25 protein-coding genes are annotated in these 25,787 nt (G+C 55.8%); 18 read left to right on the top strand and 7 right to left on the bottom strand.

Annotated elements, in window-relative coordinates; translation table 11 throughout:
- The first annotated feature begins 51 nt into the window (after positions 1–51).
- Genes glmS through AUMI_RS06045 form a run of 8 tightly spaced genes read left to right on the top strand, consistent with a single transcriptional unit; the run spans position 52 to position 6,430 of the window.
- Positions 52–1,902, top strand: a complete 1,851-nt coding sequence (gene glmS, locus AUMI_RS06080; protein WP_096382486.1) for a glutamine--fructose-6-phosphate transaminase (isomerizing) — start codon at positions 52–54, stop codon at positions 1,900–1,902.
- Between the two features lie 6 nt (positions 1,903–1,908).
- Complete coding sequence (locus AUMI_RS06075; RefSeq protein WP_096382483.1) at positions 1,909–2,268, top strand: holo-ACP synthase; 360 nt, start codon at positions 1,909–1,911, stop codon at positions 2,266–2,268.
- Positions 2,265–3,392, top strand: coding sequence for an alanine racemase (gene alr / locus AUMI_RS06070; protein WP_096382481.1), 1,128 nt, complete (start codon positions 2,265–2,267; stop codon positions 3,390–3,392). The genes AUMI_RS06075 and alr overlap by 4 nt, the downstream gene beginning before the upstream one ends.
- Positions 3,392–3,865, top strand: coding sequence for a tRNA (adenosine(37)-N6)-threonylcarbamoyltransferase complex ATPase subunit type 1 TsaE (tsaE, locus tag AUMI_RS06065; protein ID WP_197702057.1), 474 nt, complete (start codon positions 3,392–3,394; stop codon positions 3,863–3,865). Before alr ends, tsaE begins: the two co-directional genes overlap by 1 nt.
- Positions 3,862–4,503, top strand: coding sequence for a tRNA (adenosine(37)-N6)-threonylcarbamoyltransferase complex dimerization subunit type 1 TsaB (gene tsaB / locus AUMI_RS06060; protein ID WP_342411383.1), 642 nt, complete (start codon positions 3,862–3,864; stop codon positions 4,501–4,503). The genes tsaE and tsaB overlap by 4 nt, the downstream gene beginning before the upstream one ends.
- Complete coding sequence (gene rimI / locus AUMI_RS06055) at positions 4,500–4,982, top strand: ribosomal protein S18-alanine N-acetyltransferase (RefSeq protein ID WP_096382478.1); 483 nt, start codon at positions 4,500–4,502, stop codon at positions 4,980–4,982. The genes tsaB and rimI overlap by 4 nt, the downstream gene beginning before the upstream one ends.
- Entirely contained in the window at positions 4,979–6,037 is a 1,059-nt protein-coding gene (gene tsaD / locus AUMI_RS06050; RefSeq protein WP_096382476.1) for a tRNA (adenosine(37)-N6)-threonylcarbamoyltransferase complex transferase subunit TsaD, read from the top strand. The genes rimI and tsaD overlap by 4 nt, the downstream gene beginning before the upstream one ends.
- Positions 6,038–6,046: 9 nt before the next feature.
- A complete protein-coding gene (locus tag AUMI_RS06045) occupies positions 6,047–6,430 on the top strand; it encodes a DUF4190 domain-containing protein (protein ID WP_096382473.1) in 384 nt (127 codons plus the stop codon).
- Positions 6,431–6,480: 50 nt separating this feature from the next.
- Here the strand turns inward: AUMI_RS06045 and AUMI_RS06040 are convergent, their stop codons facing one another.
- Positions 6,481–7,668: a class I SAM-dependent methyltransferase gene (locus AUMI_RS06040; RefSeq protein ID WP_096382471.1), complete on the bottom strand. Its 1,188-nt coding sequence runs from the start codon at positions 7,666–7,668 to the stop codon at positions 6,481–6,483.
- Between the two features lie 132 nt (positions 7,669–7,800).
- Here AUMI_RS06040 and groES point away from each other — a divergent pair, with 132 nt between their 5' ends.
- The 5 genes from groES to AUMI_RS06015 all read left to right on the top strand — a co-directional run bounded on the left by groES (position 7,801) and on the right by AUMI_RS06015 (position 13,069).
- Positions 7,801–8,097, top strand: a complete 297-nt coding sequence (groES, locus tag AUMI_RS06035; protein ID WP_096382469.1) for a co-chaperone GroES — start codon at positions 7,801–7,803, stop codon at positions 8,095–8,097.
- Between the two features lie 84 nt (positions 8,098–8,181).
- The gene (gene rarD, locus AUMI_RS06030; RefSeq protein WP_096382467.1) at positions 8,182–9,129 is read left to right on the top strand and encodes an EamA family transporter RarD; all 948 of its coding nucleotides are present in this window, start codon (positions 8,182–8,184) and stop codon (positions 9,127–9,129) included.
- Between the two features lie 81 nt (positions 9,130–9,210).
- The gene (locus tag AUMI_RS06025) at positions 9,211–10,017 is read left to right on the top strand and encodes an ABC transporter substrate-binding protein (protein ID WP_096382463.1); all 807 of its coding nucleotides are present in this window, start codon (positions 9,211–9,213) and stop codon (positions 10,015–10,017) included.
- A gap of 201 nt (positions 10,018–10,218) precedes the next feature.
- Positions 10,219–11,532, top strand: coding sequence for an ABC transporter substrate-binding protein (locus tag AUMI_RS06020; RefSeq protein ID WP_096382460.1), 1,314 nt, complete (start codon positions 10,219–10,221; stop codon positions 11,530–11,532).
- A 226-nt stretch (positions 11,533–11,758) separates the two neighbouring features.
- Positions 11,759–13,069, top strand: coding sequence for an ABC transporter substrate-binding protein (locus AUMI_RS06015; protein ID WP_096382457.1), 1,311 nt, complete (start codon positions 11,759–11,761; stop codon positions 13,067–13,069).
- Between the two features lie 98 nt (positions 13,070–13,167).
- On the opposite strand, the gene guaA is transcribed toward AUMI_RS06015, so the two are convergent.
- From guaA to guaB, 6 genes are read right to left on the bottom strand one after another with little or no spacing between them, the layout of a single operon-like run.
- Positions 13,168–14,733: a glutamine-hydrolyzing GMP synthase gene (gene guaA / locus AUMI_RS06010; RefSeq protein WP_096382455.1), complete on the bottom strand. Its 1,566-nt coding sequence runs from the start codon at positions 14,731–14,733 to the stop codon at positions 13,168–13,170.
- Positions 14,730–15,245: a DUF3817 domain-containing protein gene (locus AUMI_RS06005; RefSeq protein WP_096382452.1), complete on the bottom strand. Its 516-nt coding sequence runs from the start codon at positions 15,243–15,245 to the stop codon at positions 14,730–14,732. The genes guaA and AUMI_RS06005 overlap by 4 nt, the downstream gene beginning before the upstream one ends.
- 4 nt (positions 15,246–15,249) lie before the next feature.
- On the bottom strand, positions 15,250–16,014 hold the full coding sequence (locus AUMI_RS06000; protein WP_096382450.1) for an SURF1 family cytochrome oxidase biogenesis protein: 765 nt from the start codon (positions 16,012–16,014) through the stop codon (positions 15,250–15,252).
- On the bottom strand, positions 16,014–17,765 hold the full coding sequence (locus AUMI_RS05995) for a glycerol-3-phosphate dehydrogenase/oxidase (RefSeq protein ID WP_096382447.1): 1,752 nt from the start codon (positions 17,763–17,765) through the stop codon (positions 16,014–16,016). Before AUMI_RS05995 ends, AUMI_RS06000 begins: the two co-directional genes overlap by 1 nt.
- Complete coding sequence (locus tag AUMI_RS05990) at positions 17,765–18,928, bottom strand: GuaB3 family IMP dehydrogenase-related protein (RefSeq protein ID WP_096382445.1); 1,164 nt, start codon at positions 18,926–18,928, stop codon at positions 17,765–17,767. Before AUMI_RS05990 ends, AUMI_RS05995 begins: the two co-directional genes overlap by 1 nt.
- 23 nt (positions 18,929–18,951) lie before the next feature.
- Positions 18,952–20,454: an IMP dehydrogenase gene (gene guaB, locus AUMI_RS05985; RefSeq protein ID WP_096382442.1), complete on the bottom strand. Its 1,503-nt coding sequence runs from the start codon at positions 20,452–20,454 to the stop codon at positions 18,952–18,954.
- 261 nt (positions 20,455–20,715) lie between these two features.
- On the opposite strand from guaB, the gene AUMI_RS05980 reads away from it, so the two are divergent.
- From AUMI_RS05980 to AUMI_RS05960, 5 genes are all read left to right on the top strand, one after another.
- Positions 20,716–22,068 carry a branched-chain amino acid ABC transporter permease gene (locus tag AUMI_RS05980; RefSeq protein WP_231951719.1) on the top strand — a complete coding sequence of 451 codons (1,353 nt, stop codon included), beginning with the start codon at positions 20,716–20,718 and terminating at the stop codon, positions 22,066–22,068.
- An 11-nt stretch (positions 22,069–22,079) separates the two neighbouring features.
- Positions 22,080–23,066, top strand: a complete 987-nt coding sequence (locus tag AUMI_RS05975) for a branched-chain amino acid ABC transporter permease (RefSeq protein WP_096382441.1) — start codon at positions 22,080–22,082, stop codon at positions 23,064–23,066.
- Positions 23,059–24,012, top strand: a complete 954-nt coding sequence (locus tag AUMI_RS05970) for an ABC transporter ATP-binding protein (RefSeq protein WP_096382438.1) — start codon at positions 23,059–23,061, stop codon at positions 24,010–24,012. Before AUMI_RS05975 ends, AUMI_RS05970 begins: the two co-directional genes overlap by 8 nt.
- The gene (locus tag AUMI_RS05965) at positions 24,012–24,773 is read left to right on the top strand and encodes an ABC transporter ATP-binding protein (RefSeq protein ID WP_096382436.1); all 762 of its coding nucleotides are present in this window, start codon (positions 24,012–24,014) and stop codon (positions 24,771–24,773) included. The genes AUMI_RS05970 and AUMI_RS05965 overlap by 1 nt, the downstream gene beginning before the upstream one ends.
- A 100-nt stretch (positions 24,774–24,873) precedes the next feature.
- Positions 24,874–25,632 (top strand): LEM-3-like GIY-YIG domain-containing protein, encoded by a 759-nt coding sequence (locus AUMI_RS05960; protein WP_096382433.1) that lies wholly within the window; start codon positions 24,874–24,876, stop codon positions 25,630–25,632.
- Positions 25,633–25,787 lie beyond the last annotated feature (155 nt).

Raw genomic sequence — 25,787 nt, 5'->3', positions numbered from 1 at the left:
ATTCTGCCCTAAACCAGGCAAATGCCGCTCGTGAACTAAACTAGAACTCTTATGTGTGGAATCGTGGGTTACGTCGGTCAGCAAGACACTCTTGCCGTTCTTTTGGGCGGTCTGAAGCGTCAGGAGTACCGCGGATATGACTCTGCCGGTATTGCTGTGCTCACCGAATCGGGGGCAATCGAAACGGCTAAGAAGGCAGGAAAGCTGCAGGCACTGGTTGACCTGTTAGAAACCAGCCCTGTCTCACCTGGCCACACCGGTATTGGTCACACCCGCTGGGCGACCCACGGTGGACCCACCGATATAAACGCACACCCACACCTAGGTGACGGTGGCAACCTTGCCCTCATTCACAACGGCATCATTGAAAACTTTGCTGAGATCAAAGTCGAGCTCCTGGCTAAGGGCTATGAGTTTGTCTCAGAAACTGACACCGCTGTTGCGGCTGTTTTGCTCGGAGATGTTTACCGCGAGGTGGGTGACTTGCGCGAAGCTATGCGCTTGGTAGTCAACCGTCTCGAGGGTGCATTTACTCTGCTGGCTGTGCACACTGATGCTCCGCACCAGATTGTTGCTGCCCGCCACAACTCACCTCTGGTGATTGGGTTGGGTGAGGGAGAAAACTTCCTTGGCTCTGACGTGGCTGCCTTCGTTGAATACACCCATCGCGCTGCCGCGGTCGGTCAGAACCAGGTTGTCAGAATTACCCCCCACGCTGTGGAGGTCATCGACTTCGACGGTAACCCTGTTGCGATCGAAGAGTACGAGATTGCCTGGGATGCCTCGGCTTCCGATAAGGGTGGCTGGTCGTCCTTCATGGCTAAAGAAATCACCGAGAACCCCGACGCGGTAGCGAACACCGTTCGCGGACGCGTCGTGGACGGACTCGTTGAGGTTCCCGAGCTCACCGAACTCGGTGATGATGTCTTGAACGGCATCAACCGCATCATTCTGGTTGCCTGTGGCACTGCTTCTTATGCCGGTATGGTCGGCGCTTATGCCATCGAGCAGTGGGCACGCATTCCGGTCGAAGTTCAGCTCTCCCATGAGTTCCGTTACCGCGACCCCGTGATCACCCCAGAGACGCTCATCATTTCGATTAGCCAGTCTGGTGAAACCATGGACACCCTGATGGCGGTCAAATATGCCCGCGAACAGGGTGCCCGCACCATTTCGGTGTGTAACACCCAGGGTGCAACTATTCCTCGCGAATCTGATGCGGTCGTCTACACCCACGCTGGTCCCGAGGTTGCTGTTGCCTCCACCAAGGCTTTCGTCGCACAGATCACTGCGCTGTACTTAATCGGCTTGCACATTGCGCGCTCGAAGAACACCGTGGATGAGAAGGAACTGCGCCGTTTGGCTGCTGACCTCCAGGCCTTGCCTGCGAAGGTCACCAAGGTGTTAGAAACTGGCGAAAATATTGCTCAGCTCGCTAAGTGGATGAGTGACACCCCTTCGGTGTTGTTCCTCGGTCGCCACGTGGGATACCCCATCGCGTTGGAGGGTGCGCTCAAGCTCAAGGAGCTTGCCTACATCCACGCTGAAGGTTTCGCTGCCGGTGAGCTCAAGCACGGCCCTATTGCCCTCATTGATCACGGTCAGCCGGTGTTCGTCATTGTGCCTAGCCCCCGCGGTTCAGCACTGATTCACTCCAAGGTTGTTTCCAACATCCAAGAGATTCGTGCACGTGGTGCTCGGGTGATTGCTATTGCGGAGCAGGGCGATGCTGCTGTTCTTCCCTATGCCGATGAGGTCATTCAGATTCCTCTGGCAGACCCCATGTTTGAACCCATCCTTGCTGTTGTTCCACTGCAGATCTTCGCCATGGAACTGGCAGATGCTAAGGGCTTGGATGTGGACCAGCCACGTAACCTGGCCAAGTCGGTCACGGTCGAATAGACGCTCATGATCATGGGAGTGGGCGTCGACATCGTCGACATCGCTCGCTTTGAGCGGGCGCTTGAGCGCACCCCCAAACTCGCTGAACGACTCTTTGTTGAATCGGAACGTGAACTTCCCGCACACTCTTTAGCGGGCCGGTTCGCAGCCAAGGAAGCTCTCATTAAAGCTTTCGGCGGCTCAGGTTCGATGACCTTCCACGACATGGTTGTTATCAAAGACCAGCTGGGCAAGCCTTCTTTTGACTTGAGTGGGGCAGCTGCCCAGATGGCACACGAACGGGGAATAACCTCGGTGCACCTGTCTATTTCGCATGACGCCGATGCTGCTGTTGCGTTCGTGGTTGCCGAAGGCGCTGCCGCATGAGCCACACACCGTTTCGCATTGCCCGCGTCAACACCGATGCCATAGCTGGCAACGTTCGACGCATCCGGGAGATCACCGGCGTGGACGATGTTTTGATTGTGGTCAAAGCTAATGCCTACGGCCATGGCATGGTTCCGGCTGCCCGCGCTGCGCTAGCCGGTGGAGCAACTTGGTTGGGCACAGCAGATATTTCCGAGGCACTTACCCTCCGCGAGGCAGGAATCACAGCGCCGGTGCTGTGTTGGATTCATGCCCCAGATGAAACTTTCGATGAAGCAGTTGGGGTAGACATCACTTTAGGTGCCGTCTCGGTTGCACAGCTGAACGCCATCGCGGCGGCTGGACACCGAGTGCACAAAACCCCTCGCGTTCACCTCAAATTGGACACTGGGCTGAGTCGTAATGGCGCCAGCCCAAATCAGTGGGATGCGTTCTTCCGCACCGCTGCCGAACTGCATGCCTCGGGAGATCTTGTTGTTGAAGGTGTGATGAGTCACCTCTCCAACACCACCCCAGAAGATGACCTCGAACAGCTCAAGGTGTTTCTGGTGGGGATCTCTGAACTGGCAGATGCAGGGATTGAACCTCCCTATGTTCACTTAGCTGCGTCGCTGGCAGCGCTGACGCTGCCTGAGACGCGATTCAATATGGTTCGTTCAGGGATTGCTGCCTACGGCATTGGTCCCACAGAGGAACACCGTCCAGAACAGTTTGGTCTTACCCCTGCGATGACGCTTGAGGGGCGTGTGGTGGCTGTTCGTCGCGTTCCCGAGAACACAGGTGTGAGCTATGGCTACCTGCACCGCACACCACACGAGAGCACCCTGGCGTTGATTCCGTTTGGCTATGGTGACGGCATCAACCGCGATGCATCCTTGAATGGCCCTGTCCTGCTCAACGGCTCCACCTATCCAGTGGCGGGCCGTATTGCGATGGATCAGTTCCTGGTGAATGTGGGGGATGACCCTGTTGCGGTGGGAGACCACGTGGTGCTCTTTGGCAACCCTGAGCTCGGGCACCCTTCCGTGCATGACTGGGCAGCGGCCGCCGGATCTATTGGCTATGAGATAGTGACCAGGCTGATTCCTACGCGCCTGGAATACATCTACGAAGGCCAGGTCTAATGCTGGGCACACGCACCATTTCCACTCCGGAAGAGATGCATGAGCTAGGTCTCGATATTGGCCGTGAGCTTCGTGCCGGAGACGTTCTTGTGTTGACTGGGCCCCTAGGCGCGGGCAAGACCACACTCACACGCGGTATTGGTGAAGGCTTGCAGGTTCGTGGACCCGTTACCTCTCCCACTTTCGTTCTTGCCAGAACCCACCCCAGCCTGATCGGCGGTGCACCGTTGGTGCACGTCGATGCCTATCGTTTGAATAGCGCCGTTGAACTCGATGATCTCGATATTGACTTCGCCAACTCGGTCGTTGTTGTTGAGTGGGGTGCCGGCATGCTTGATGGCATCGTGGACTCTTGGCTCGATGTTGTTATTGAGCGCCCCGAGGGCGGCCAAGCTGGTGAGCTCGGTGAGGAACTCGTCGAGCCACGTCATGTCACCCTTACCGGGCACGGGTCACGGTGGGAGCAATCATGACCACCATCATTCTTGCCATTGATACCTCTGCGGGAACAAGCGTTGCCCTGGTGAATGAGGGGCGTGTTCTCGCTTCACGCTCCACCCCCGACACCATGCGTCATGCCGAAGTGGTGGGGCCCTTCATTCAGGAGGTCCTCACCGAGGCTGCAGTGAAGGCAGAGAACGTTACCTACGTAGCTGCAGGGATGGGACCTGGCCCGTTCACGGGTTTGCGTGTGGGGATTGCTGCCGCCGATGCATTCGCATTCGGCGCCGGGGCAATCCTGTTGCCCATGGTGAGCCATGACGCTGTTGCTGCTGAACATTTCGCCGCGAGCTCGCAGCCTGTTCACGTGGTTACCGATGCGCGGCGGAAGGAATTGTTCTGGAGCGCGTACTCCCAGATCACGGACGGAATACCTGCTCGAGTCGAAGGCCCAGCTCTTGCGAAAGCAGATGAAGTTCCTCAAGCAGAAGGTATCCGGTTGGATGCTCGTGAAGTTCACGCCGAGTGGTTGGGTCTCGTTGCTGAGGCAATGCTGATCCAAGGAAAAGAGTTCCCTCCCGCGACGGCAGTGTATTTACGCTCACCTGATGTGACCATGAGCAACGGCCCCAAGAGAGTTGTTCAAGAAATGCGTGGGGGTCAGAAATGATCAACAGCATTGTCTTGCGCCAAGCGGGCATCGAAGATGTGCCCGCAATTATGGAGATCGAAACTCCTGTGTTCGGCGGGGAGGCCTGGTCTGTTGAAGCCATGGCTCGCGATGTTGCCGATCACAACTGTTTCTATCTCATCGCTGAAGCACACACCGATGCGTTAGGTGGAGACCCGCTCGTCGTGGGTTACGCAGGCCTGCTCGCTCCGAAAGGTTCTGGCGATGGTGATATCCAAACCATTGCTGTTCATCCAGACTTCCGCAGCCACGGTCTTGGCCGCCGGTTGATGGAAGCACTGTTGGAAGAAGCAGAAGCGCGCCATGCGCGCCGCATCTTCTTAGAAGTGCGTGCAGATAATCCTCACGCCATTGCCTTGTATTCCTCTTTAGGGTTTGAAGAAATTGCTGTGCGCCCCGGTTATTACCAACCCGAAGGTGTGGATGCGGTCATCATGAAGAAGGGGGCAGATCTGTGATAAATAGAGAAGCACCCCTCGTGCTGGGTATTGAGACCAGCTGTGATGAGACCGGTATCGGTATTGTTCGTGGCCGTGAATTGTTGGCGAACGTTATTGCCTCCTCGATGAATGAACATGCTCGCTATGGTGGCGTGGTTCCCGAGGTTGCTGCTCGTGCACACTTGGAAGCTTTACGCCCCGCCCTCACCGAGGCAGTTGCCACGGCAGGCATCGAGCTTGCAGATCTCGATGCAGTCGCCGTCACGAGTGGCCCAGGCCTTGCCGGTGCTCTCATGGTGGGAGTCGGTGCAGCTAAAGCTTTGGCACTTTCGCTGGATAAGCCGTTGTATGCCGTCAACCACTTGGTTGGTCACGTGGGAGCAGATGTTCTGGGCGAAGACGGCCCCCTGGAATATCCCACCATCGCGCTTCTTGTCTCCGGTGGTCACACCTCGTTGCTTCTGGTCAAAGACCTCACCTCGGATGTGGTGATGCTCGGTGAAACAATCGATGATGCTGCTGGTGAAGCTTTTGACAAGGTCGCACGAATCCTTGGCCTCCCCTATCCCGGCGGTCCCCACATCGACCGCGTTGCGGCCGACGGAGACCCGAAAGCAATCCGTTTCCCCCGAGGGCTCACTCTGCCTAAGGACATGGACAAGCACCGCTATGACTTCTCCTTCTCCGGCTTGAAAACAGCAGTGGCCAGGTGGGTGGAAGTGCGCCGGGATGCCGGTGAAGAAATACCCGTAGCCGATGTGGCAGCGAGCTTCCGCGAAGCAGTAGTGGACGTGTTGACGGCCAAAGCTATTGCAGCCTGCCAAGACTATGGTGTTCCCCGGCTGTTACTTGGCGGCGGAGTTGTCGCTAATGCTCGCCTGCGTGAAGTTGCCAGCCAGCGGGCTGAAGCTGCCGGTGTTGAGTTGAGAATTCCTGCATTCTCTCTGTGCACCGATAACGGTGCCATGATTGCGGCGCTCGCGTCAGAGCTCATTATGGAAGGCGCTCAGCCCTCCTCGCTAAGTTTTGGAGCTGACAGCACACTCCCAGTTACAGACATCCACGTTCATTAGAATTAAGTCATGACAGAAAAAGCACCAAAGACTTCCAAGCCTGCAACCAAAGCAGCAGTGGCAAAGCCTGCTGCAGCGGAGGCAGCAGCTCCTGCCGCACCAACCGTGACCGTGGTCTCTTCGGAGAAGACCAACACTCTCTCGATTGTTGCGCTCGTTGCCGGAATTGTCGGCCTCACCTTCATTCCCTTCCTTGCCAGCATCGTTGCTGTCGTCACCGGCCACATGGCCCGCGCCGAAGTTCGCCGCACGGGTGAACAAGGCGGCGGTCTTGCTCTAGCAGGCCTCATCATGGGCTATGTCGGCATCGGCCTTGCTGTGCTCGTCATCTCCCTGCTCTTTGCCTTCCTGGGCGTTGTGATCGCCTCGGGAATGGGAAATTACTACTACTAATCCACTCGAGAGCACTCACGCCATCATCCTCGGTTGATGGCGTGAGTTCGTTAAGCCCGCTGAGCGAGAAGTGCGGCTCTGCGCTCGCCAATGCGAGTGAGGAACAACGTTGCAGATTCCGGCCCAGAGAGTTTGAGTTTCTTGCGGAACTCTGCCGGGTCAATATCAACACCACGTTTCTTGATTTCCAAAGTGCCGATGTTGCGCTTGCTCAGTTCAGCAGCAAGTTGTTTCACATCTAATGGGAACTGCTCGTGAACTTCGAAGGCAGCTGCAAAGGGGGAGTGGACTAACGTCTCACTGCTCATATAGGCAATGTGTTCATCGAGCATGTGAGCACCGAGTGAGCGAGCAAGGTCACCGATCAGGCGTGCTCGAATAACAGCACCGTCAGGTTCGTAGAGGTATCTGCCCAGAGGTCCCACTTCAGCATCAGCAGAGTCTGCAGCTCCGGTGAGCTCATGCATTCCTTCTGGTGTCATGATCAAGGCGGAGCGGGCAATACCCTCCCTAGCAAGTGGGCCAAACCACAGCCCCAGTTCCACAACATCTCCACCAACAGAAACCCACTGTGCTTCACAGTTATCTGGAATGAGCTCACGATCAAAGCCAGGACCTAGTTTGATTCCGGTCGGCAGTTGCGCTGCGAGACCGAAGGCAAAATCGAGAGATGGCAAATAGTCTTCAGACTTGGTCAGGCGACTGGTGTTGTTGTGTCCGGAGGTCCTCCGGGCAGGATCGAGATAAACACCCTCGATGCCGGTGAGGTCTGCTTCTTCGGCTGTGCCGTGAGAAACAGTTGCTTCGGGGAAGGCGCTGAGGTTCATCACGGCAATGGCAGCGGTCACTTCATCGGCCTCCACTGCATGGACGCTCAGTCCAGCCCCGGCAATAGCCAATGCATCTGCCCCAATTCCACATCCCAGATCAGCAACGCGAGTGAGCCCTGCGCGAACAAAACGACCGGCATGAAGTGCCGCCACCGGCAGCCTGGTTGCCTGTTCGAGGCCTGCCTCGGTGAACAACATCGTGGAGGCAAAGTCACCGAACTTTGATTGTGCTTTAGCGCGCAACTTGGCTTGGGTGAGCACCGAAGCCACTAATGACGCGGAATTTCCGGCTTTGCGTAACTCTGAGACGATCTTGAGTACGTCTGTCGCGGAGGAATACTCGGGCAAAGAATTCAGGAGAGCGAGCCCCTCAGGGGTGAGCAGTTCGCGTAGTTCAGCACTCTCCATGAGAGTAAACCTACCAAGGGATGAATTGGCACTCACATTGCGCGAGTGCTAATTGCCGTCTAGACTTGACCTCAGTACACGAACTGAATGTGTACTCCATTACTTACTTCCCGTTCAAGAAAGAGGTCAACCGTGTCGGTCGCCATTAAGCCGCTCGAAGATCGCATTGTTATCAAGCAGGTAGAAGCCGAGCAGACCACTGCTTCCGGTCTCGTCATTCCTGACACTGCTAAGGAAAAGCCCCAGGAGGGCGTTGTCGTTGCTGTAGGCCCCGGCCGCATCGACGACAACGGTAACCGTGTTCCTCTGGACATCGCCGAAGGTGACAAGGTTATCTACTCCAAGTACGGCGGAACCGAAGTCAAGTACGCCGGTGAAGAGTACCTCGTACTCTCCGCTCGTGACGTTCTCGCGATCGTCGTTCGCTAACACAATCTCACTAGTGAGGGCCCCGGTTTTCCGGGGCCCTCACTGTTTAACCTCTTAGGCTATTCACAGGAGTAGTCTCGAATAATGACTTCTCCAGCTGCTCCTGCACCCGAGAAGCTCTCCCGTTCCGGTTTGCTCTATGCCTTTGGTGCATATGGGCTGTGGGGCTTGTTCCCGCTCTACTTCCTCACCTTGGAACCTGCGACGCCCTTTGAAGTGGTCGGCTATCGCATCCTGTTCTCTCTCATCTTCTGCACGTTCTTGATTGCCGTCTCGAGGAAATGGCGACAACTTGTTGTCATTTTGAAACAGCGCAAACTCATGCTCACCTTGGGTGTGGCAGCAGTGCTGATTTATATCAACTGGCAGGTCTTCATCCTGGCGGTGCTCAGCAACCAGATTGTCGAGTCGTCACTGGGCTACTTCATCAACCCCATCGTGACAGTTGTCTTGGGTGTGATCGTGCTGCGCGAGAAACTGCGCACCATGCAGTGGGTTGCCGTCGGCATCAGCTTTGTTGCCGTCATCGTGTTGACCGTGAGCTATGGAGCAATTCCGTGGATCTCGCTCACCTTGGCAGCGTCCTTTGGTTTGTATGGTCTGATCAAGAAGCGCACCGGCGTCTCGGTCGATGCCATCAGTGGTCTCACTATTGAGACCATGTGGATGACGCCGGTGGCGATCATTCAGCTCATGATCGTTTCTAACCTGGTTGGGCTCTCCTTCTTTGGTTATGGTTTCACGCACACTCTGTTGCTTGCCTCAGCTGGTGTGGTCACCGCGGTGCCACTCATCATGTTTGGTGCTGGTGCTCGCCGACTGCCCCTGACCGCTATTGGTTTGATTCAATACTCCACACCTGTGTTCTCGTTCTTGATGGCCGTCTTCGTGCTGCATGAGCCCATGCCGCCGGTGCGCTGGGTGGGCTTCTTCATCATCTGGGTGGCACTGATTGTGCTCACCACAGACATGCTGCGCCATGGCAAGGCGAACCGCCTTGCTCGTGCTGCAGAAGAACTCACTATCGAATAGAGCGCGTGCCATCAAAGCGAACCTGCATAGTGCTCGGTACTGTGGAGGCGGTAGTTAGTCGTTCACAGAAATGGGTACATCGTGGGTCTGAATAAGATTGCCGCCACAATCGTTGCAGGTGCGCTTGCACTCACGTTGGCTGGATGCTCCGGCGGTGAGGTCACACCCACTGCTACCCCGACTCCCGTGAAGCCCTCGGGCGATGGTGTGCTGCGCATCGGTGACATGACTCCTGTCACCGGCGACCTCGCTGCCTACTCTGCTTCTCAAGCTGCCGGTATTGAACTTGCTATTCGTGAAATCAACGAACAGGGTGGCTACAACAAGGTTCCTGTCGAGGTCCTGCACCGCAACGCCGGTGACGGCGATGCGGCAGCAACTGAAGCCAGCTTCAACGATCTGGTCTCTCGAGGCGTAGACGTCATCATTGCTCCTGCCTCCACGGGTGTTGCTGAAACCCTGGCCGAGCTGGTGGCAAAGAATGACGCCAACGTGGCCATCGTCTCTATCGCAACCAAGGACAACGCACCCAAGGGTGCGACGGTCACTGCCGTGAAAGCAGATGACGCTTTCGTTGCACGCCTGAAGAGCTCTGACCCTTCCGTGTCCGAATACGGCTATGGTGCTGAGTCTTATGACCTCACTATTGCGTCTGCTCTGGCAGCAACTGTGTCCAAGGATGACGGTGGCGCCTCAATTACTCAGGGCCTCATTGCTGTGACCAATCAGGCAGGCTTCAAGTGCACCAGCTACGGCATGTGTGTCTCAGCTGTCAACGACAAACAAGCCATCAACTACGTGGGGCCTGCAGGCCAGATTAACTACGACACTGAAACCGGCGTTGCCTACTTTGGCAAGACCATCGTCGTAGAGAAGAAGAAAAAGTAGTCTTCGGCGCACAATTCAGGCGCCATTTGCACAATTTGTGCGCCTAATTTGCGCAATATGACAATTTCTTTCGGTGTCTAACAGTTTGTTACCGAGTTGTAACCCGGAAATGTTGTTTCAGGAAACATGTCTCGCCTAGTTTGGTAATACAACGAAGTGCGTCCTGCGCGCTTCGACTCATATAAATCACCAAGGAGTACCATGCGAGAAATTTCTCTCCGCACTCGTGCACTCGGTGGTCTGGCTCTCGCAGCTTCGTCAGCATTGGTGCTGGCAGGTTGTGCGTCTGGATCTTCCGACGGTGGCTCAAGCGAGGCTGCGTACACCGCAGCTGAGTGTGCCGCTGACAGCACTAGCGAAAACACCTTCAAGGTAGGAACTATCCTCCCCGTAACCGGTTCGCTTGCGTTCCTCGGCCCACCGGAAATTGCTGGTGTTGGCCTTGCAGTAGCTGACATCAACGCTGCTGGCGGCGTAAACGGTATGGACGCTTGCCTCTACCAGACTGACTCTGGTGACTCTAGCGACATGTCTGTTTCTACCGCTTCAGCTGAAGACCTCATCAAGCAGAAGGTTTCTGTTGTCATTGGTGCAGCATCTTCGAGTGTTTCTCTCAACGTTGTTGACTCGTTCACCGAGGCTGGCATTGTGCAGATCTCTCCTGCTAACACCTCTGCAGCTCTTTCTGGCTACAGCCCCTTCTACTTCCGTACTGCACCACCAGACACCGTTCAGGGTTCTGCTCTCGGTCAGCTGATCGTCGGTGACGGAAACTCAACAGTTGCATTCCTCGTATTCAACGACTCCTACGGAACCGGTCTTCGTGACTCGACCGAAGCTGCAATCGTTGAAGGTGGCGGAAGCGTTGTTTACGGTGGAACCGGTAAGGGCCAGGAGTTCCCTCCTGCTCAGACCACCTTCTCCTCCGAAGTAACTGCAGCTCTTGCAGCTAACCCAGATGCTCTTGTTGTCATCGCATTCGATGAGACCAAGGCAATCATCCCCGAGCTCGTAGCTCAGGGCTGGGACATGGCTAACACCTACTTCACCGATGGAAACACCGGATCCTTCGAAAAGGACTTTGAAGCAGGTACCCTCGAAGGTGCTCAGGGAACCATTCCTGGTGCAGCTCCTTCGGACGAGCTCAAGGCACTCCTCGGCAAGTACTGGTCTGACGTTCAGGGCGAAGAGCTCACTGACTTCAGCTACGCTGCCGAGTCCTACGACTCGACCATGCTTGCAGCTCTCGCTGCAACCTTGGGTGGCGACAACAGCCCAGCAACCATCCAGGCTAACCTGGCTGCAGTTTCTGGTGCTAACGGCGGCGAAAAGTGCACCACTTACACCGCTTGTGTCGACCTGATCAAGGCTGGCAAGGACATTCAGTACCAGGGTCCATCTTCGGTTGGTCCTTTCAACGACAAGAATGACCCATCCTCCGCGTTCATCGGTATCTACAAGTACAACGATGTCAACGTTCCAGTATGGGCATCTGCTGTTGAGGGTAAGTCCTAAGCAGTAATTGCACAGTAAACAGCACCCCCGGTCTTCGGACCGGGGGTGCTGTTCTTTCACCCCATGGAATATTGCGGAGAACGTCTTTCCGTCATTTCCCCGACTTAGCAGGGATGTTGTGTCGTGTGGCTCCGAACGATTCAGATAAATGAAAAACGATTAATCTCCTTCGTATTACCGTGAGGTGGGTTTGCTCTCTGCAGGCCCCTAATCAAAGAGGAGCATTATGCGTGAACTTTCACTCCGCACACGTGCGCTCAGTGGTCTAGCTCTCGCAGCAACGTCAGCACTCGTGCTGGCTGGTTGTGCAAGCGGATCTTCTGACAACGCATCTGGCGCGACATACGCCGCTGCTGATTGTGCTGCAGACAGCACCAGCGACAACACCTTCAAGGTCGGAACTTTGCTTCCCACCACCGGTAACCTAGCGTTCCTCGGCCCACCTGAAATTGCTGGTGTTGGTCTCGCAGTAGCAGACATCAACGCTGCTGGTGGCGTCAACGGTACCGACGCATGTGTTTACAACACCGACTCTGGTGACTCCAGCGACATGTCTGTATCTACTGCATCTGCAGAAGACCTCATTCAGCAGAAGGTGTCCTTCGTTCTTGGTGCTGCATCCTCGAGTGTGTCTCTTAACGTTGTTGACGCCATCACCGAAGCAGGCATCGTTCAGATCTCTCCTGCAAACACTGCAGCAGCACTGTCTGGCTACAGCCCCTTCTACTTCCGTGTTGCACCACCAGACACCGTTCAGGGTAACGCTCTCGGTCAGCTCATCACCGGTGACGGAAACTCCAGCGTTGCATTCCTCGTCTTCAACGACTCCTACGGAACCGGTCTTCGTGACTCGACCGAAGCAGCTATCAATGAAGCAGGTGGAGAAGTTGTTTACGGCGGTCAGGGCAAGGGTCAGGAATTCCCTCCTTCTCAGACCACCTTCTCTTCTGAGGTCACCGCAGCTCTGTCTGCAAACCCAGATGCACTCGTTGTGATCGCATTCGATGAGACCAAGGCAATCATCCCCGAGCTTGTTGCTCAGGGCTGGGACATGGCTAACACCTACTTCGTTGACGGTAACACCAGCTCATTCGAAGCAGACTTCGAAGCCGGCACACTTGAGGGTGCTCAGGGAACCATCCCTGGTGCAGCTCCTTCAGACGAGCTCAAGGCTCTGCTGACCAAGTACTGGTCTGACGTTCAGGGTGAAGAACTCACTGACTTCATCTACGCAGCAGAATCCTACGACGCAACCATGCTTGCAGCTCTCGCGGCAACCAAGGGTGGCGACAACACCCCAGCAACCATCCAGGCTAACCTGGCTGCAGTTTCTGGTGCTAACGGCGGCGAGAAGTGCACCACCTTCGCAGCCTGTGTTGACCTGATCAAGGCTGGTAAGGAAATTCAGTACCAGGGTCCATCTTCGATTGGTCCCTTCAACGAACTGAACGACCCATCCTCCGCATTCGTTGGTATTTACCAGTTCAACAACAAGAACGTTCCCATCTGGGCAACAGCTGTTGAGGGTAAGTCCTAACAACCACGTCCAAGCGTTTTGGTGATCGCTTGGTCTGAACAAAAGATGCTCCGAGAAGAAATTCTCGGAGCATCTTTGTGTTGGGGGGGGGGGGGAACTTACTCCCACTCAATAGTTCCTGGTGGCTTGCTGGTGACATCCAGCACGACGCGGTTGACCCCTGCCACCTCATTGGTAATGCGGTTAGAGATCTTGGCTAGGAGGTCATAGGGCAGACGAGTCCAGTCTGCTGTCATAGCGTCCTCTGAGGAGACAGGGCGCAACACAATGGGGTGTCCGTAGGTGCGACCATCACCCATGACGCCTACTGAGCGCACATCCGCCAGCAGAACAACAGGGCACTGCCAAATCTCATCGTCCAGACCAGCTGCGCTGAGTTCGAGACGAACAATTGCATCTGCTTCGCGCAGCAGGTCGAGACGCTCTTGCGTGACCTCACCCACGATGCGAATACCCAGTCCAGGACCAGGGAAAGGCTGGCGTCCCACGATCTCGTGAGGAAGACCCAGCTCGCGACCAATGGCGCGCACCTCATCCTTGAACAGGGTGCGCAGAGGCTCCACGAGTTCAAACTGGAGGTCTTCGGGAAGACCACCGACGTTGTGGTGGCTCTTGATGTTGGCAGTTCCACTGCCGCCACCAGATTCCACGACGTCGGGGTAGAGCGTTCCCTGAACCAAGAACTTGATGGGTTCCCCATCTGCCTCAGCTTCGGCCATGAGGTCGCGTTCTGCCTGCTCAAAGGTGCGAATAAATTCGCGGCCAATAATCTTGCGTTTGGTTTCTGGATCACTCACGCCCGCAAGTGCGGTGAGGAACTGTTCGCGTGCATCAACGGTGACCAGGCGAATACCGGTGGCCTTGACGTAGTCTTCTTCAACCTGGCGGCGCTCATCCTGACGCAGCAGCCCGTGGTCTACAAAAACACACACCAGCTGGTCGCCCACAGCCTTGTGAACAATGGCTGCGGCAACAGCGGAGTCCACACCTCCAGAAAGACCACAGATCACGCGTCCTGAGCCCACCTGAGCGCGGATAGCAGCAACCTGAGTCTCAATGACATTCTCGCTGTTCCAGTCCGCAGGAAGCCCGGCACACTTGTGCAGGAAGTTCTCCAGTAGGTCCTGACCGCATTCAGAGTGCTTGACCTCTGGGTGCCATTGCACTCCATAGAGTTTGCGCTCGTCGTTGGCGAAGGCCGCAACCGGGGTTGCGTCCGTCGAGGCAACGACAGTGAAGCCAGCCGGTGCAGTGGCAACCTGGTCACCGTGACTCATCCACACGGTCTGGGTGACAGGCTGACCGCCCACGAGGGCGTGATCTGCCGTGATGGCCACATCGGTGGCACCGTATTCACGCCCACCGGTTTGTGCAACCGTTCCACCCAGAGCCTGAGCCATGACCTGGAAGCCGTAGCAAATACCAAAAACGGGAATACCCAGTTCCAAGATGGCTGGGTCGAGCGTGGGGGAGCCAGGCTCATAGACGCTGGAGGGTCCACCCGAGAGCACAATACCGACAGGGTTCTTGGCACTTACTTCAGCGGCAGTAATCGAGTGAGGAACAATCTCGGAATACACACCTGCTTCGCGCACACGGCGAGCAATGAGCTGAGCGTATTGTGCTCCGAAGTCAACGACGAGAACGGGCTGGGGCTGGCTCACGCGGCCTCTCCTTTGGTAGCGGCTGCGGGGTTCTGTGTTTCCAGAAAAGCATCGACCAGCTTGGCGTATTTAGCTTCAACGTAGAAAGAAAGACCGGGGATGATTCCACCAAGGGCAATGAAGAAAAGCTTGCCAAAGTCCCAGCGCATCTTGGACCAGATGCGGAAGCCTGCGAAGAGATAGATCACATACAGCCAGCCGTGGATAATCAAGATACCCAGAGACAGGTTGATAGCTTCCACGGTGTCAGAAGGCACGAGTGCAAGGAAACCATTGGGCCCAAAGGCTTCAATTTCGTAGCCAGGTTCAAAGAAGACAAACTCTCCGGTTTCAGGATTGGTCATTCCACCAGGCCACACAAAAGAGTTGGTGCGGATATCGATGCAGTACTTCAAGATCATCTCTGCACACAACAGCAACAGGAAGCCACCAGTGATGAAGGACATCACCTTATAGAACTTCAGAGCCCCAGGAATTCGTGGGATATCAGCGGCGCGAGGGGCTAAAGGCATGGCTCTAGTTTACTTGTCCCTGTGCTTGCTCTTGTTCCTCAAGTTCGCGCTCATAGGCATCTTTAACCAGGCGCCACCAGATGAAGAATGCAAAACCAGCAAAGATAATCCACTCGAGTGCATAGAAGATGTTGAGCCAGTTAACTGCCCCCTCATTCATAGGCGGAATGGACTCAATAACGTCAAAACCAGGGGGAGCTTCACTGTCTATGAGGTAGCCCTCATAGACAGGCCCGGCGAAGTCGGGCCAGATGTTCACCAGCGAGGCAACAGAAAGCGTGTTCTCACTGAGTGGGTCCATGCCGGGGTCTGGAACATCCGGTGCCTCGGTGGGCATAAAGCGTCCGGTGTAGAGCTTTTCTACCCCGGCAGGTGCAGCGTTGAATTCTGCCAGGGCAGCCAGTGCTATGTCCTCATCCGGAGTCCAGCCCAGGGCAACAGGAAGAGATCCCACCGGAGTGATCAGGCGGCCAACCAACCAATAACCAGACTCGCCATAGTTGAGACGGCCAGTGAGCAGCGTGTAGGACTCGGCAGCGAGATAACCTGTCACCTCTGTCATGTGCCCACCAGCTATTTCAGAAATAGCAACACCAGGAACCTGCAGTTCCTCGAGCGGAACCATAATCTCCGACTCGGTGTTCACAGGCTGAGACGACAAGATGGCGCGTTCTAACTGCCACTTTCCGGCCCAGGCAAAGACAGCAGCGGCTGCCATCACGAAAATGAGAAAGGCAATCCACTGAGGTTTCAGCGCGGTCTTGAGCATTAGGCCGGAGCCTCAACAATGTTGGGCACGGCTGTGCGAATCGCGTTCGCTGCCTCGTCAGTGGTTTGCTGCTCGGCAGCAAACTCTGCCTCGATGGCTAGGCGGTAGTTCTTCACTTCGGTCTTTTCCTGTGCTGCACTCCAACCCAAGTGCTTGCCTAAAATCTTGGCCACGAGCGGTGCCGCGGCAACGCCGCGGTCGCGGGTTTCAATGTTGACGCGGGTACGACGGGTGAGCACATCTTCGATGTGCAAAGCGCCTTCGTGCGTCACCGCATAGGTCACCTCAGCGAGCAGGTAGTCAGGGTTACCCGGCAGAGTCTGTGCTTGGGCAGCATCCTGAGCAATGATCTCCAGCACCTCATCGGCCATCGAGCCGTAGCGGTTGAGCAGGTGTTCCACCTGGGCAACGGTGAGCCCGCTATCGCGTGCAATGCGAGCACGGCGATTCCAGGCACCCTTGTATCCGGCAGCGCCCAGCAGGGGAACAGCAGAGGTGATGCTGCCAGGAATATTCCACGCAGGATCACCAGCGTTGAGCTCTTCCACAGCGGCATTGACGGCATCTTGAGCCATCACACGATAGGTGGTCCACTTGCCTCCGGCAATGAGCACAAGGCCCGGCTTGGGCTTCACCACCACGTGTTCACGGCTGAGCTTGGCGGTGGATTCAGAGTTACCTGCCAGCAGTGGACGAAGTCCCACATACACACCCTCAATGTCATCGTGGGTGATGGGGTCTTCGAGCACGGAGTTCACGTGGTCAAGGAGGTATTGAATATCTTCTGCTGTGGCAGAGGGGTGGACCTTGTCGTAGTGCCAGTCCGTATCCGTGGTTCCAATAATCCAGTGGCGTCCCCAGGGAATAACAAAGAGCACACTCTTCTCGGTGCGTATGATCAAGCCCATGACGGACTTGAAGCGGTCCCGGGGAACCACAATGTGTATTCCCTTCGATGCTCGCACGCGCAGCGTGCCACCATCGTGCACGAGCTCTTGGGTTTCCCCTGTCCACACTCCGGTGGAGTTAATGATCTGCTTGGCACGGATAGGGAATTCGTTTCCGGTTTCCACATCTCGCACGGTCACACCAACGACACGACCTTGTTCTTGGATGAAACCAATTACCTTGGTGCGGTTCGCCGCGTAGGCGCCGTTGGCGACCGCAGTGCGAACCAGGTTCGCCACATAGCGTGCATCATCGACGCGACCGTCGTAGTAGCTCATGCCGCCGATGATGCCGGAGGAGCGCAAGCTGGGAGCTGCTAGAGCAATTTGTCGTTTGCTGAGGTGACGGTGGTGTCGAACACCAGGGCGGCGTCCACCCATCCAGGAGAACGCGTCATAGAGCAGCATGCCTGCCCCCACATACGCACGCTCCCAGACGGGGTGTTCCACGGGGTAGAGAAAACGAATGGGCTTGACCAGGTGGGGAGCAATCTGCTGCAACAACAGGCCACGTTCGGTGAGTGCCTCACGAACAAGGTGGAAGTCCAACTGTTCTAAGTAGCGAATACCACCGTGCACCAACTTGGAGGAGCGACTAGAGGTTCCTGCCGCCCAGTCTTGAGCTTCAACAACACCAACATTCAATCCACGGGTTGCCGCATCAAGGGCACACCCTGAGCCCACAATGCCGCCACCAATAACAAGAACATCTAGCTCCTGCGACTGCATGGCAGCCAAGGCTTCAGCGCGGGTGTGTGCATTGAGAATTCCGTGAACACCCGAAGCTGAAGCTGACTGAGACATTAGAGAACCGGATCTGCCGAAGAAATCGTTGTGGCACCGTGTGCCGCAGGGTTGTAGGGAGAAACAACAACCTCAACCCGCTGGAACTCTTTGAGGTCCGAGTAACCTGTGGTGGCCATCGAGCGACGCAGAGCGCCAACGATGTTGGCGCTACCGTCAGCGACGGTGGCAGGACCGTAGAGAAGTTCTTCTAACGGTGCTACCTGGCCCACGTGAACTCGGTTACCGCGAGGAAGCTCACCGTGGTGTGCTTCCTGACCCCAGTGCCATCCACCACCAGGCGCTTCCGTGGCACGAGCCAATGCAGAACCGAGCATGACAGCGTCGGCGCCACAGGCAATGGCCTTGACCACGTCACCAGAGGTGCCTAAGCCACCATCTGCGATGACGTGGACGTAACGGCCACCAGATTCATCCATGTAGTCACGGCGTGCACCGGCAATATCTGCCAGGGCAGTAGCCATCGGTGCGTGAATACCTAGAGTTGCACGTGTGGTCGTAGCAGCACCGCCACCGAAGCCGACCAAGACACCGGCGGCACCGGTGCGCATCAAGTGCAGGGCTGCGGTGTAGGTGGCTGCGCCACCAACAATGACAGGAACATCCAGTTCATAAATGAACTTCTTGAGATTCAGAGCTTCGGTTTCTTTTGAGACGTGCTCTGCCGAGACCGTGTTGCCACGGATCACAAACAGGTCAACACCGGCATTAACCACGGTTTGGTAAAACTCTTGTGTGCGCTGCGGGGATAGTGCTGCAGCAACGGTCACACCAGCTGCACGAATTTCAGCAAGGCGTGCAGTAATCAGCTCTGCCTTAATGGGCTCGGCATAAATCTCCTGCATACGCTTGGTTGCGGTTGCTGCAGGGAGAGAGCGAATCTCGGAAAGAACAGGTAGAGGGTTCTCATAGCGAGTCCACACACCCTCGAGGTTGAGTACACCCACACCACCGTGCTTGCCCATGGCAATAGCGGTCTCGGGGGAGACCACAGAGTCCATGGGAGCAGCCAAGATAGGAATCTCAAACTGGTAGGCATCAATGCTCCAGGACACCGACACGTCCTGGGGGTCACGTGTGCGGCGCGAGGGAACGACAGCAATGTCGTCAAAGGCGAACGCCCGGCGTGCGCGCTTTGAACGCCCAATTTCAATTTCAGTCACGGTAGTTCCCCAGACGTCTTTCGTTACTTACGGTAGTTCGGTGCTTCGACAACCATCTGGATGTCGTGAGGGTGGGACTCTTTCAAGCCGGCAGCAGTAATGCGCACAAACTTTCCTTTGGCACGCAGCTCAGCAATGCTGCGAGCACCCACATAGAACATGGACTGTCGCAAACCACCCACCAGCTGGTGTGCCACCGCGGCCAAAGGCCCGCGGTAGGCCACGCGGCCTTCAATACCTTCAGCAATGAGCTTGTCATCGCTGGGGACGTCAGATTGGAAGTAACGGTCCTTCGAGTAAGAGGTGCGCTCGCCGCGAGTCTGGAGGGCACCCAAAGATCCCATGCCGCGGTAGCTCTTGTACTGCTTACCGTTATCAAAGACAAGATCTCCGGGGCTCTCGTCGCATCCTGCGAAGAGAGAGCCCAGCATGACGGACTCAGCTCCGGCAACCAGTGCCTTAGCAATGTCACCGGAGTACTGCAGGCCACCATCAGCAATCACGGGAACACCGGCAGGACCAGCAGCCTGGTAGGCCTCCCAGATGGCCGTGACCTGAGGAACACCCACACCCGCAACAACACGCGTCGTGCAAATAGAGCCGGGGCCCACACCCACCTTGATGCCGTCAGCGCCGGCATCAACGAGTGCCTGTGCGCCCGAACGTGTTGCCACGTTGCCACCAACAACATCGATGTGTGCAAAAGAAGGGTCAGCCTTGAGCTTCTTAATAATCTCCAGCACGCCAGCAGAGTCACCGTTAGCGGTGTCCACAACGAGAACATCGACGCCTGCATCGCGCAGTGCTTCTGCGCGCTGCCAGGCGTCACCAAAGAAACCAATAGCGGCACCGACGCGCAAGCGTCCTGCTTCATCTTTGGTGGCGTCGGGATACTTCTCGGACTTGTCAAAGTCTTTGGTGGTGATCAACCCGGTGAGCTTGCCAGCACCATCAACAATGGGCAGCTTCTCAATCTTGTGCTTGGCCAGCAGAGCAATAGCGTCATCGGCAGAGACACCCACCTGAGCGGTGACCAACGGCATGGGGGTCATGATCTCTTTGACGGTGAGCTTTTGCTTATCTGCTTCAGAGACAAAGCGCATATCGCGGTTGGTAATAATGCCAACGAGCGTTCCTTCGGCATCGACCACAGGAAGACCGCTCACACGGAATTGACCACACAGACGGTCCACCTCAGCAACGGTGGCGTCTGCGGTAGTGGTGACGGGGTTAGTAATCATGCCGGACTCAGAACGCTTGACCTTATCTACCTGGTCAGCCTGGTCCTCAATAGAAAGGTTGCGGTGCAAGATGCCAATACCGCCTTGGCGGGCCATGGCGATAGCCATGCGTGCCTCGGTCACGGTGTCCATGGCACTAGAGATCAAAGGCTTCGACAGCGTAATGCGGCGAGTGAAGCGGCTCGAGGTGTTTGCTTCACTGGGAATAACATCCGTGTGGCCAGGAAGAAGCAACACGTCGTCGTAGGTGAGTCCAACAAAACCAAATGGATCGTTCTCGACCATTGATTCCTCAATTTCTTAATCTATTTGTCCGAAATTTCGGGCATTTTTCCGCGCCGTTACAGTAAACCCTTTGACATCCAGCTTAACGGGTTGCACAGAGCACATATTCCCGTACTAAAGTTTTCCTTTGTTGGCAATATCGCGCTCATGTAATTAGTGCGACATAATCAACAGGTATCGTCTGTCAAAGTCGACATTCGAGAAGCAAAACGGAGGGCATTGCGTGACCAACAGTTCGGATGTCCTCCCTATGGAGGTGCAGTGGTAAACACAGCTTTAGCGCGCCGTACCAGCCCTAAAAACCTACGAGTGCTCTTCGGTGTACTCATGGGACTGTTGGTTCTGACTTTCACGCTCGGGCAGGGAATTTCCGCCCACGCCGCCACCAGCGAACCTTGTGTTCCTGACGCGGCGACTGCGTGCTTTAACGGAACCATCAAGGGTGCTGGTGAAGGCGTCGAAATCACCGTGGTAGGTAACGATCAAAACGTCGTAGCTGTCACGGACAAGGACGGAAAGTGGAGCGCTGCAGTTACTGCTGCTGGCGTCTACGTCATCACACTCGATGAGGCCACCCTTCCCGCTGGCGTCACCCTGGAGGGTGAAGCAAGCCAAGAGCGTGACATCACGCTGGGATTCGCCAAGGGTGCAATCTTCAAAGTCGCCGGCGGTGACAATGGAGGCGCAGACAACGGTGGTGGCTCCAACGCAGATGCCGCAGCCACTGGCTTTGACTGGGACCGTCTTGCACAGCAAGTCGTCTCCGGTTTGCGCCTGGGTCTGCTCCTTGCTTTGGCCTCGATCGGTCTGTCCCTCATCTACGGAACCACTGGTCTCTCCAGCTTCTCTCACGCTGAACAGGTCACCTTGGGTGGTTTGCTGGGTTACACCTTCGCAAACGTTCTCGGCCTGAACATCTTCCTCACCGTCCTCATCGTGGTTGTGCTCACCGGTGCCACCGGTTACATCCAAGACGCGGTGATCTGGAAGCCTCTGCGTAAGAAGGGCCTGAGCCTCACCCAGATGATCATTGTGACCATCGGTCTGGCCCTGGCCCTGCAGTACACCTTCCAGATGTTCTACGGTGCATCCACCGTCCGCATCCTGATGAAGAACCCCGACACCTTCACCATCGGCCCCGTCACCTTGACCTTCGAGTCACTGTGGGCCATGGGATTGTCCATCGTGGTCCTCATCTTGGTAGGTCTGTTCCTGCTCAAGACTCGTACCGGTCGTGCGACTCGCGCCGTATCTGACAACCCAGCACTTGCTGCAGCATCAGGTATCGACGTAGACCGCATCATCCGCCTCGTTTGGGTACTCGCTACCGCGCTCGCTGGTCTCTCCGGTGTCATGCTCGGTCTTGTTCTCAACGGTATTAACTGGCAGACAGGTATGCAGCTTCTGCTCCTCATGTTCGCCGCAGTCACCTTGGGTGGTCTCGGTACTGCCTTCGGTGCCCTCGTTGGTTCGCTCATTATCGGTATGACCGTTGAGCTTGCCAACCTGGTCGTCCCCGGTGACTTCAAGTACGCAACAGCCCTTGTGCTTCTGATTGTTGTCCTGCTGGTTCGTCCGCAGGGTATCTTCGGTCGCAAAGAGCGGATCGGTTAAGGAGGACAGTCATGGATATGTGGATCAAAGTCTTCTATGACATGTCGGCGAACGCTATTCTGCCGACCACCGCAGCCTTTGCTATCGCAGCAATTGGTTTGAATGTGCACTTCGGTTTCACCGGACTGCTCAACATGGGTCAGGCAGGCTTCATGCTTGTTGGTGCCTACGCCTTCTCCGTCACCACCATCATGGGCTGGCCTTTCTGGGCAGCCGTGCTGGCCACCCTCGCCGGTGGAACTATCTTCGCGTTGCTTCTGGGTATCCCAACCCTGAAACTGCGTGGTGACTATCTGGCTATCGTGACCATTGCCGCCGCGGAAATTGTCCGTATGGTCGGTCGTGCCTCGGTGCTCAATGACATCACCGGTGGTTCTAACGGTCTTGCTGGTGAGCGTTACCGTAACGACTTCAGTGCCCTCTCACCATTCCCCGACGGCCAGACCACCATCTTGTGGTTCACCTTCGACAACACTGGTGTGAACGGGTGGTTCGTCCGAATCGTTGCCTGGTCACTGGTAGTCATCTTTGCCATCTTGGTCTGGCTGCTCATGCGCAGCCCCTGGGGTCGTGTGATCAAGGGCATCCGTGAAGACGAAGACGCAGTTCGCAGCCTCGGCAAGAACGTCTTCGCCTTCAAGATGCAGTCACTGATCATCGGTGGTGTCCTCGGTGCTATCGGAGGTATGTTCTACGTCCTCCCCACCTCGGTGCAGCCAGATGCGCTCGGTCGTAACATGACCTTCCTCATCTGGACCGCGATGCTCCTCGGTGGTGCTGCCACCATCTGGGGTCCCGTCCTTGGTTCCATCCTGTTCTTCGCTCTGCGTATCTTCATCCAGGGCACCGTGGACATCCTTGTCCCCGATGCCGTCTTGAACACGCAGCAGACCGAGCAGTTCTCCTGGATCATGGTCGGTGTCGCACTGATGCTTCTGGTCATATTCAGACCGCAAGGAATTTTGGGTAACAAGAAGGAGCTGAACTTCAATGTCTAGCACCACAAACAAGACCGCTGCTGAAGCTCGTGCCGAGCTCAAGAGCGTTGCCCACACTCCTGGCTCATCCAAGCCCGATGCCATCCTCACCGTCGACAACGTCGTTCGTGAGTTCGGTGGTAACCGTGCTGTCGATGTAGACCACCTCGAAGTTCAGCGCGGTGTCATCACCGCACTGATCGGACCTAACGGTGCCGGTAAGACCACCTTCTTCAACCTCATCACCGGATTCGACCAGCCAACTTCTGCAAAGAAGATGTTTGGTGGACCCTCCGCTGACAAGGCTGCGAAGTGGACCTTCAACGGAAAGTACCTCGGAAACACCGCTGCTGCTTCGGTAGCAAAGAGCGGTATGGTCCGTACCTTCCAGCTCACCAAGGCACTGTCACGTCTGACCGTTCTCCAGAACGTTCTCTTGGGGGCAAAGGACCAGCGCGGAGAAAACTTCCTCGCTGCCTTTGTGAAGCCTCTCTGGGCAGCCCAGGAGAAGGAAAACACCGAGAAGGCTCTCGCCCTTCTCGAGCGCTTCAAGCTGCTCGAGAAGAAAGATGACCTCGCCGGTAGCCTCTCTGGTGGTCAGAAGAAACTACTCGAAATGGCCCGCGCTCTGATGAGCGACCCCGTCATGATCATGCTCGATGAGCCCATGGCTGGTGTGAACCCCGCACTGACACAGTCATTGCTGGGCCACATCCAGTCCCTGCGCGACGAGGGCATGACCGTGCTCTTCGTGGAGCACGACATGCACATGGTTCGCCACATTTCAGACTGGGTTGTCGTGATGGCAGAAGGTCGCGTCGTGGCGGAAGGTCCAGCGGACACCGTCATGAGTGACCAGGCCGTCATTGACGCCTACCTGGGAGCCCACCACGACACCGACCTCGGCGATGACTCATTGCTCGAAGACGGTGCCATGGACGCTCCAGCTGCAAAGGAGAAGAAGTAATGGCAAATGACATCAAGCCTGGTGTTGAGCCAGTACTGCGCGCCGACAACCTTGTTGCCGGTTACCTCCCCGGTGTGAACATCCTCAACGGATGTTCCATCGAGGCCTACCCTGGTGAGCTCATTGGAATTATCGGCCCTAACGGTGCCGGTAAGTCCACCCTGCTCAAGGCACTCTTCGGTCTGGTCAAGATTCGTGAGGGCAATGTCGTCCTCAACGGTGAAGACATCACCGGTTTCAAGACCAACAAGCTGGTTCAGATGGGTGTGGGCTTCGTGCCACAGACCAACAACGTCTTCCCCAGCCTGACCATTGAAGAAAACCTTCAGATGGGTATCTTCTTGCAACCCAAGCGTTTGAACGAACGTCTGGACGCCATCTTTGACATCTTCCCCGTGCTCCGAGACCGTCGTTCTCAAAGTGCAGGGTCGCTCTCTGGTGGTGAGCGTCAGTCCGTCGCGATGGCTCGCGCCCTGATGATGGACCCTAAGGTCCTTCTTCTGGACGAGCCATCGGCTGGTCTGTCTCCTGTTCGTCAGGATGAGACCTTCATTCGTACACGTCGAATCAACAAAGCCGGTGTCTCGGTGATCATGGTGGAGCAGAACGCTCGTCGTTGTCTCCAGATTGCTGACCGCGGTTATGTTCTAGACCAGGGACGCGATGCCTACACCGGCACCGGTCGCGAGCTAGCCGATGACCCCAAGGTCATCGAGCTTTACCTCGGTACCTTGGCTAAGGATGTTGACGAGAAGAAGTAGTCAATAGACACATAACTTCACCCCCGCAGAGATGCGGGGGTGAAGTGTTTTTATGCCGAAGTGCGAATAAGGTTTTCAAGAGGAAGTCGCAGGAGACACAATGAAGAAATTCACTTTAGACACCGAAAAGCTAGGTTTCTATGTCTATCTCTATGTTGACCCTCGGGACAACAAACCTTTTTATGTCGGCAAGGGAACAGGTAACAGAGCCTTTGCGCATCTGACTGATACATCAGAGAGCCCCAAGGTGGAGAGAATTCAACAGCTCAAGGAAGCAGGGCTTGAGCCGGTCATTGAGCTTTTAGCTTTTGGACTTGATGAGCAAACTGCTTTCAAAATGGAAGCAGCAGCTATTGATCTTATTGGCTTTGAGAACCTGACCAATAAAGTCGTTGGTCACGGTTCCCGAAAAGCAGGCCGCATGACTGTTGAAGAAGTTCAGGCGCGACTACAAACCGAAAAGATCGAATACTTTGATGTGCCCGGTGTCCTTATTAAAATCACAGACAGCTTCCCTGACTCTGCTTCACGTACCGATCAAGAGCTTTATGATGCCACGCGGGGAATGTGGAAAATGAGCATTGACCAGGCCCAGGAAAGAGCTCGCTATGTCTTCGCGGTTTACGGCGGTGTCATTAGAGAGGTTTATGATGTGACCCAGTGGCTCCCTGCGAACTCAACGATGTATTCAGAGACCAGTCGATTGTGGAAACCGATCGAAGAATACAAAACCGAAGGTCGTATTGAATTCGTTGGAAAAGTAGCGCCAGAGGAACTCAGAAAAAGATATCTCTGGAAGTCGGTAGCGCATCTCTACAAGCAAGGAAATGCAAACCCTGTGATGTATGTAGGAGAGTAACTAACTACCATCTAGATTTTGTGCAGACCAATTAAGGATTGGACGTGTCGCTTGGGCATTCTAGGCACCATGAAGCATAGATAGATCGATTTGCTCATCACTCCAGTTCACCACCTCTGGAATTCTTTCTTTCCAGATTGTGATGAACAGCTCGC

Source organism: Aurantimicrobium minutum, from assembly GCF_002355535.1.
Lineage (GTDB): Bacteria > Actinomycetota > Actinomycetes > Actinomycetales > Microbacteriaceae > Aurantimicrobium > Aurantimicrobium minutum.
Note: the sequence above shows the minus strand (reverse complement) of the source record. Positions and strands in the feature narration are given on the sequence as shown.

Excerpts from the sequence above, each read along its gene's own strand:
- glmS (WP_096382486.1), top strand. The coding sequence starts at position 52 with ATGTGTGGAATCGTGGGTTACGTCGGTCAGCAAGACACTCTTGCCGTT.
- AUMI_RS06075 (WP_096382483.1), top strand. The coding sequence starts at position 1,909 with ATGATCATGGGAGTGGGCGTCGACATCGTCGACATCGCTCGCTTTGAG.
- alr (WP_096382481.1), top strand. The coding sequence starts at position 2,265 with ATGAGCCACACACCGTTTCGCATTGCCCGCGTCAACACCGATGCCATA.
- tsaE (WP_197702057.1), top strand. The coding sequence starts at position 3,392 with ATGCTGGGCACACGCACCATTTCCACTCCGGAAGAGATGCATGAGCTA.
- tsaB (WP_342411383.1), top strand. The coding sequence starts at position 3,862 with ATGACCACCATCATTCTTGCCATTGATACCTCTGCGGGAACAAGCGTT.
- rimI (WP_096382478.1), top strand. The coding sequence starts at position 4,500 with ATGATCAACAGCATTGTCTTGCGCCAAGCGGGCATCGAAGATGTGCCC.
- AUMI_RS06045 (WP_096382473.1), top strand. The coding sequence starts at position 6,047 with ATGACAGAAAAAGCACCAAAGACTTCCAAGCCTGCAACCAAAGCAGCA.
- AUMI_RS06040 (WP_096382471.1), bottom strand. The coding sequence starts at position 7,668 with ATGGAGAGTGCTGAACTACGCGAACTGCTCACCCCTGAGGGGCTCGCT.
- rarD (WP_096382467.1), top strand. The coding sequence starts at position 8,182 with ATGACTTCTCCAGCTGCTCCTGCACCCGAGAAGCTCTCCCGTTCCGGT.
- AUMI_RS06020 (WP_096382460.1), top strand. The coding sequence starts at position 10,219 with ATGCGAGAAATTTCTCTCCGCACTCGTGCACTCGGTGGTCTGGCTCTC.
- AUMI_RS06015 (WP_096382457.1), top strand. The coding sequence starts at position 11,759 with ATGCGTGAACTTTCACTCCGCACACGTGCGCTCAGTGGTCTAGCTCTC.
- AUMI_RS06005 (WP_096382452.1), bottom strand. The coding sequence starts at position 15,245 with ATGCCTTTAGCCCCTCGCGCCGCTGATATCCCACGAATTCCTGGGGCT.
- AUMI_RS06000 (WP_096382450.1), bottom strand. The coding sequence starts at position 16,014 with ATGCTCAAGACCGCGCTGAAACCTCAGTGGATTGCCTTTCTCATTTTC.
- AUMI_RS05995 (WP_096382447.1), bottom strand. The coding sequence starts at position 17,765 with ATGTCTCAGTCAGCTTCAGCTTCGGGTGTTCACGGAATTCTCAATGCA.
- guaB (WP_096382442.1), bottom strand. The coding sequence starts at position 20,454 with ATGGTCGAGAACGATCCATTTGGTTTTGTTGGACTCACCTACGACGAC.
- AUMI_RS05975 (WP_096382441.1), top strand. The coding sequence starts at position 22,080 with ATGGATATGTGGATCAAAGTCTTCTATGACATGTCGGCGAACGCTATT.
- AUMI_RS05970 (WP_096382438.1), top strand. The coding sequence starts at position 23,059 with ATGTCTAGCACCACAAACAAGACCGCTGCTGAAGCTCGTGCCGAGCTC.
- AUMI_RS05965 (WP_096382436.1), top strand. The coding sequence starts at position 24,012 with ATGGCAAATGACATCAAGCCTGGTGTTGAGCCAGTACTGCGCGCCGAC.
- AUMI_RS05960 (WP_096382433.1), top strand. The coding sequence starts at position 24,874 with ATGAAGAAATTCACTTTAGACACCGAAAAGCTAGGTTTCTATGTCTAT.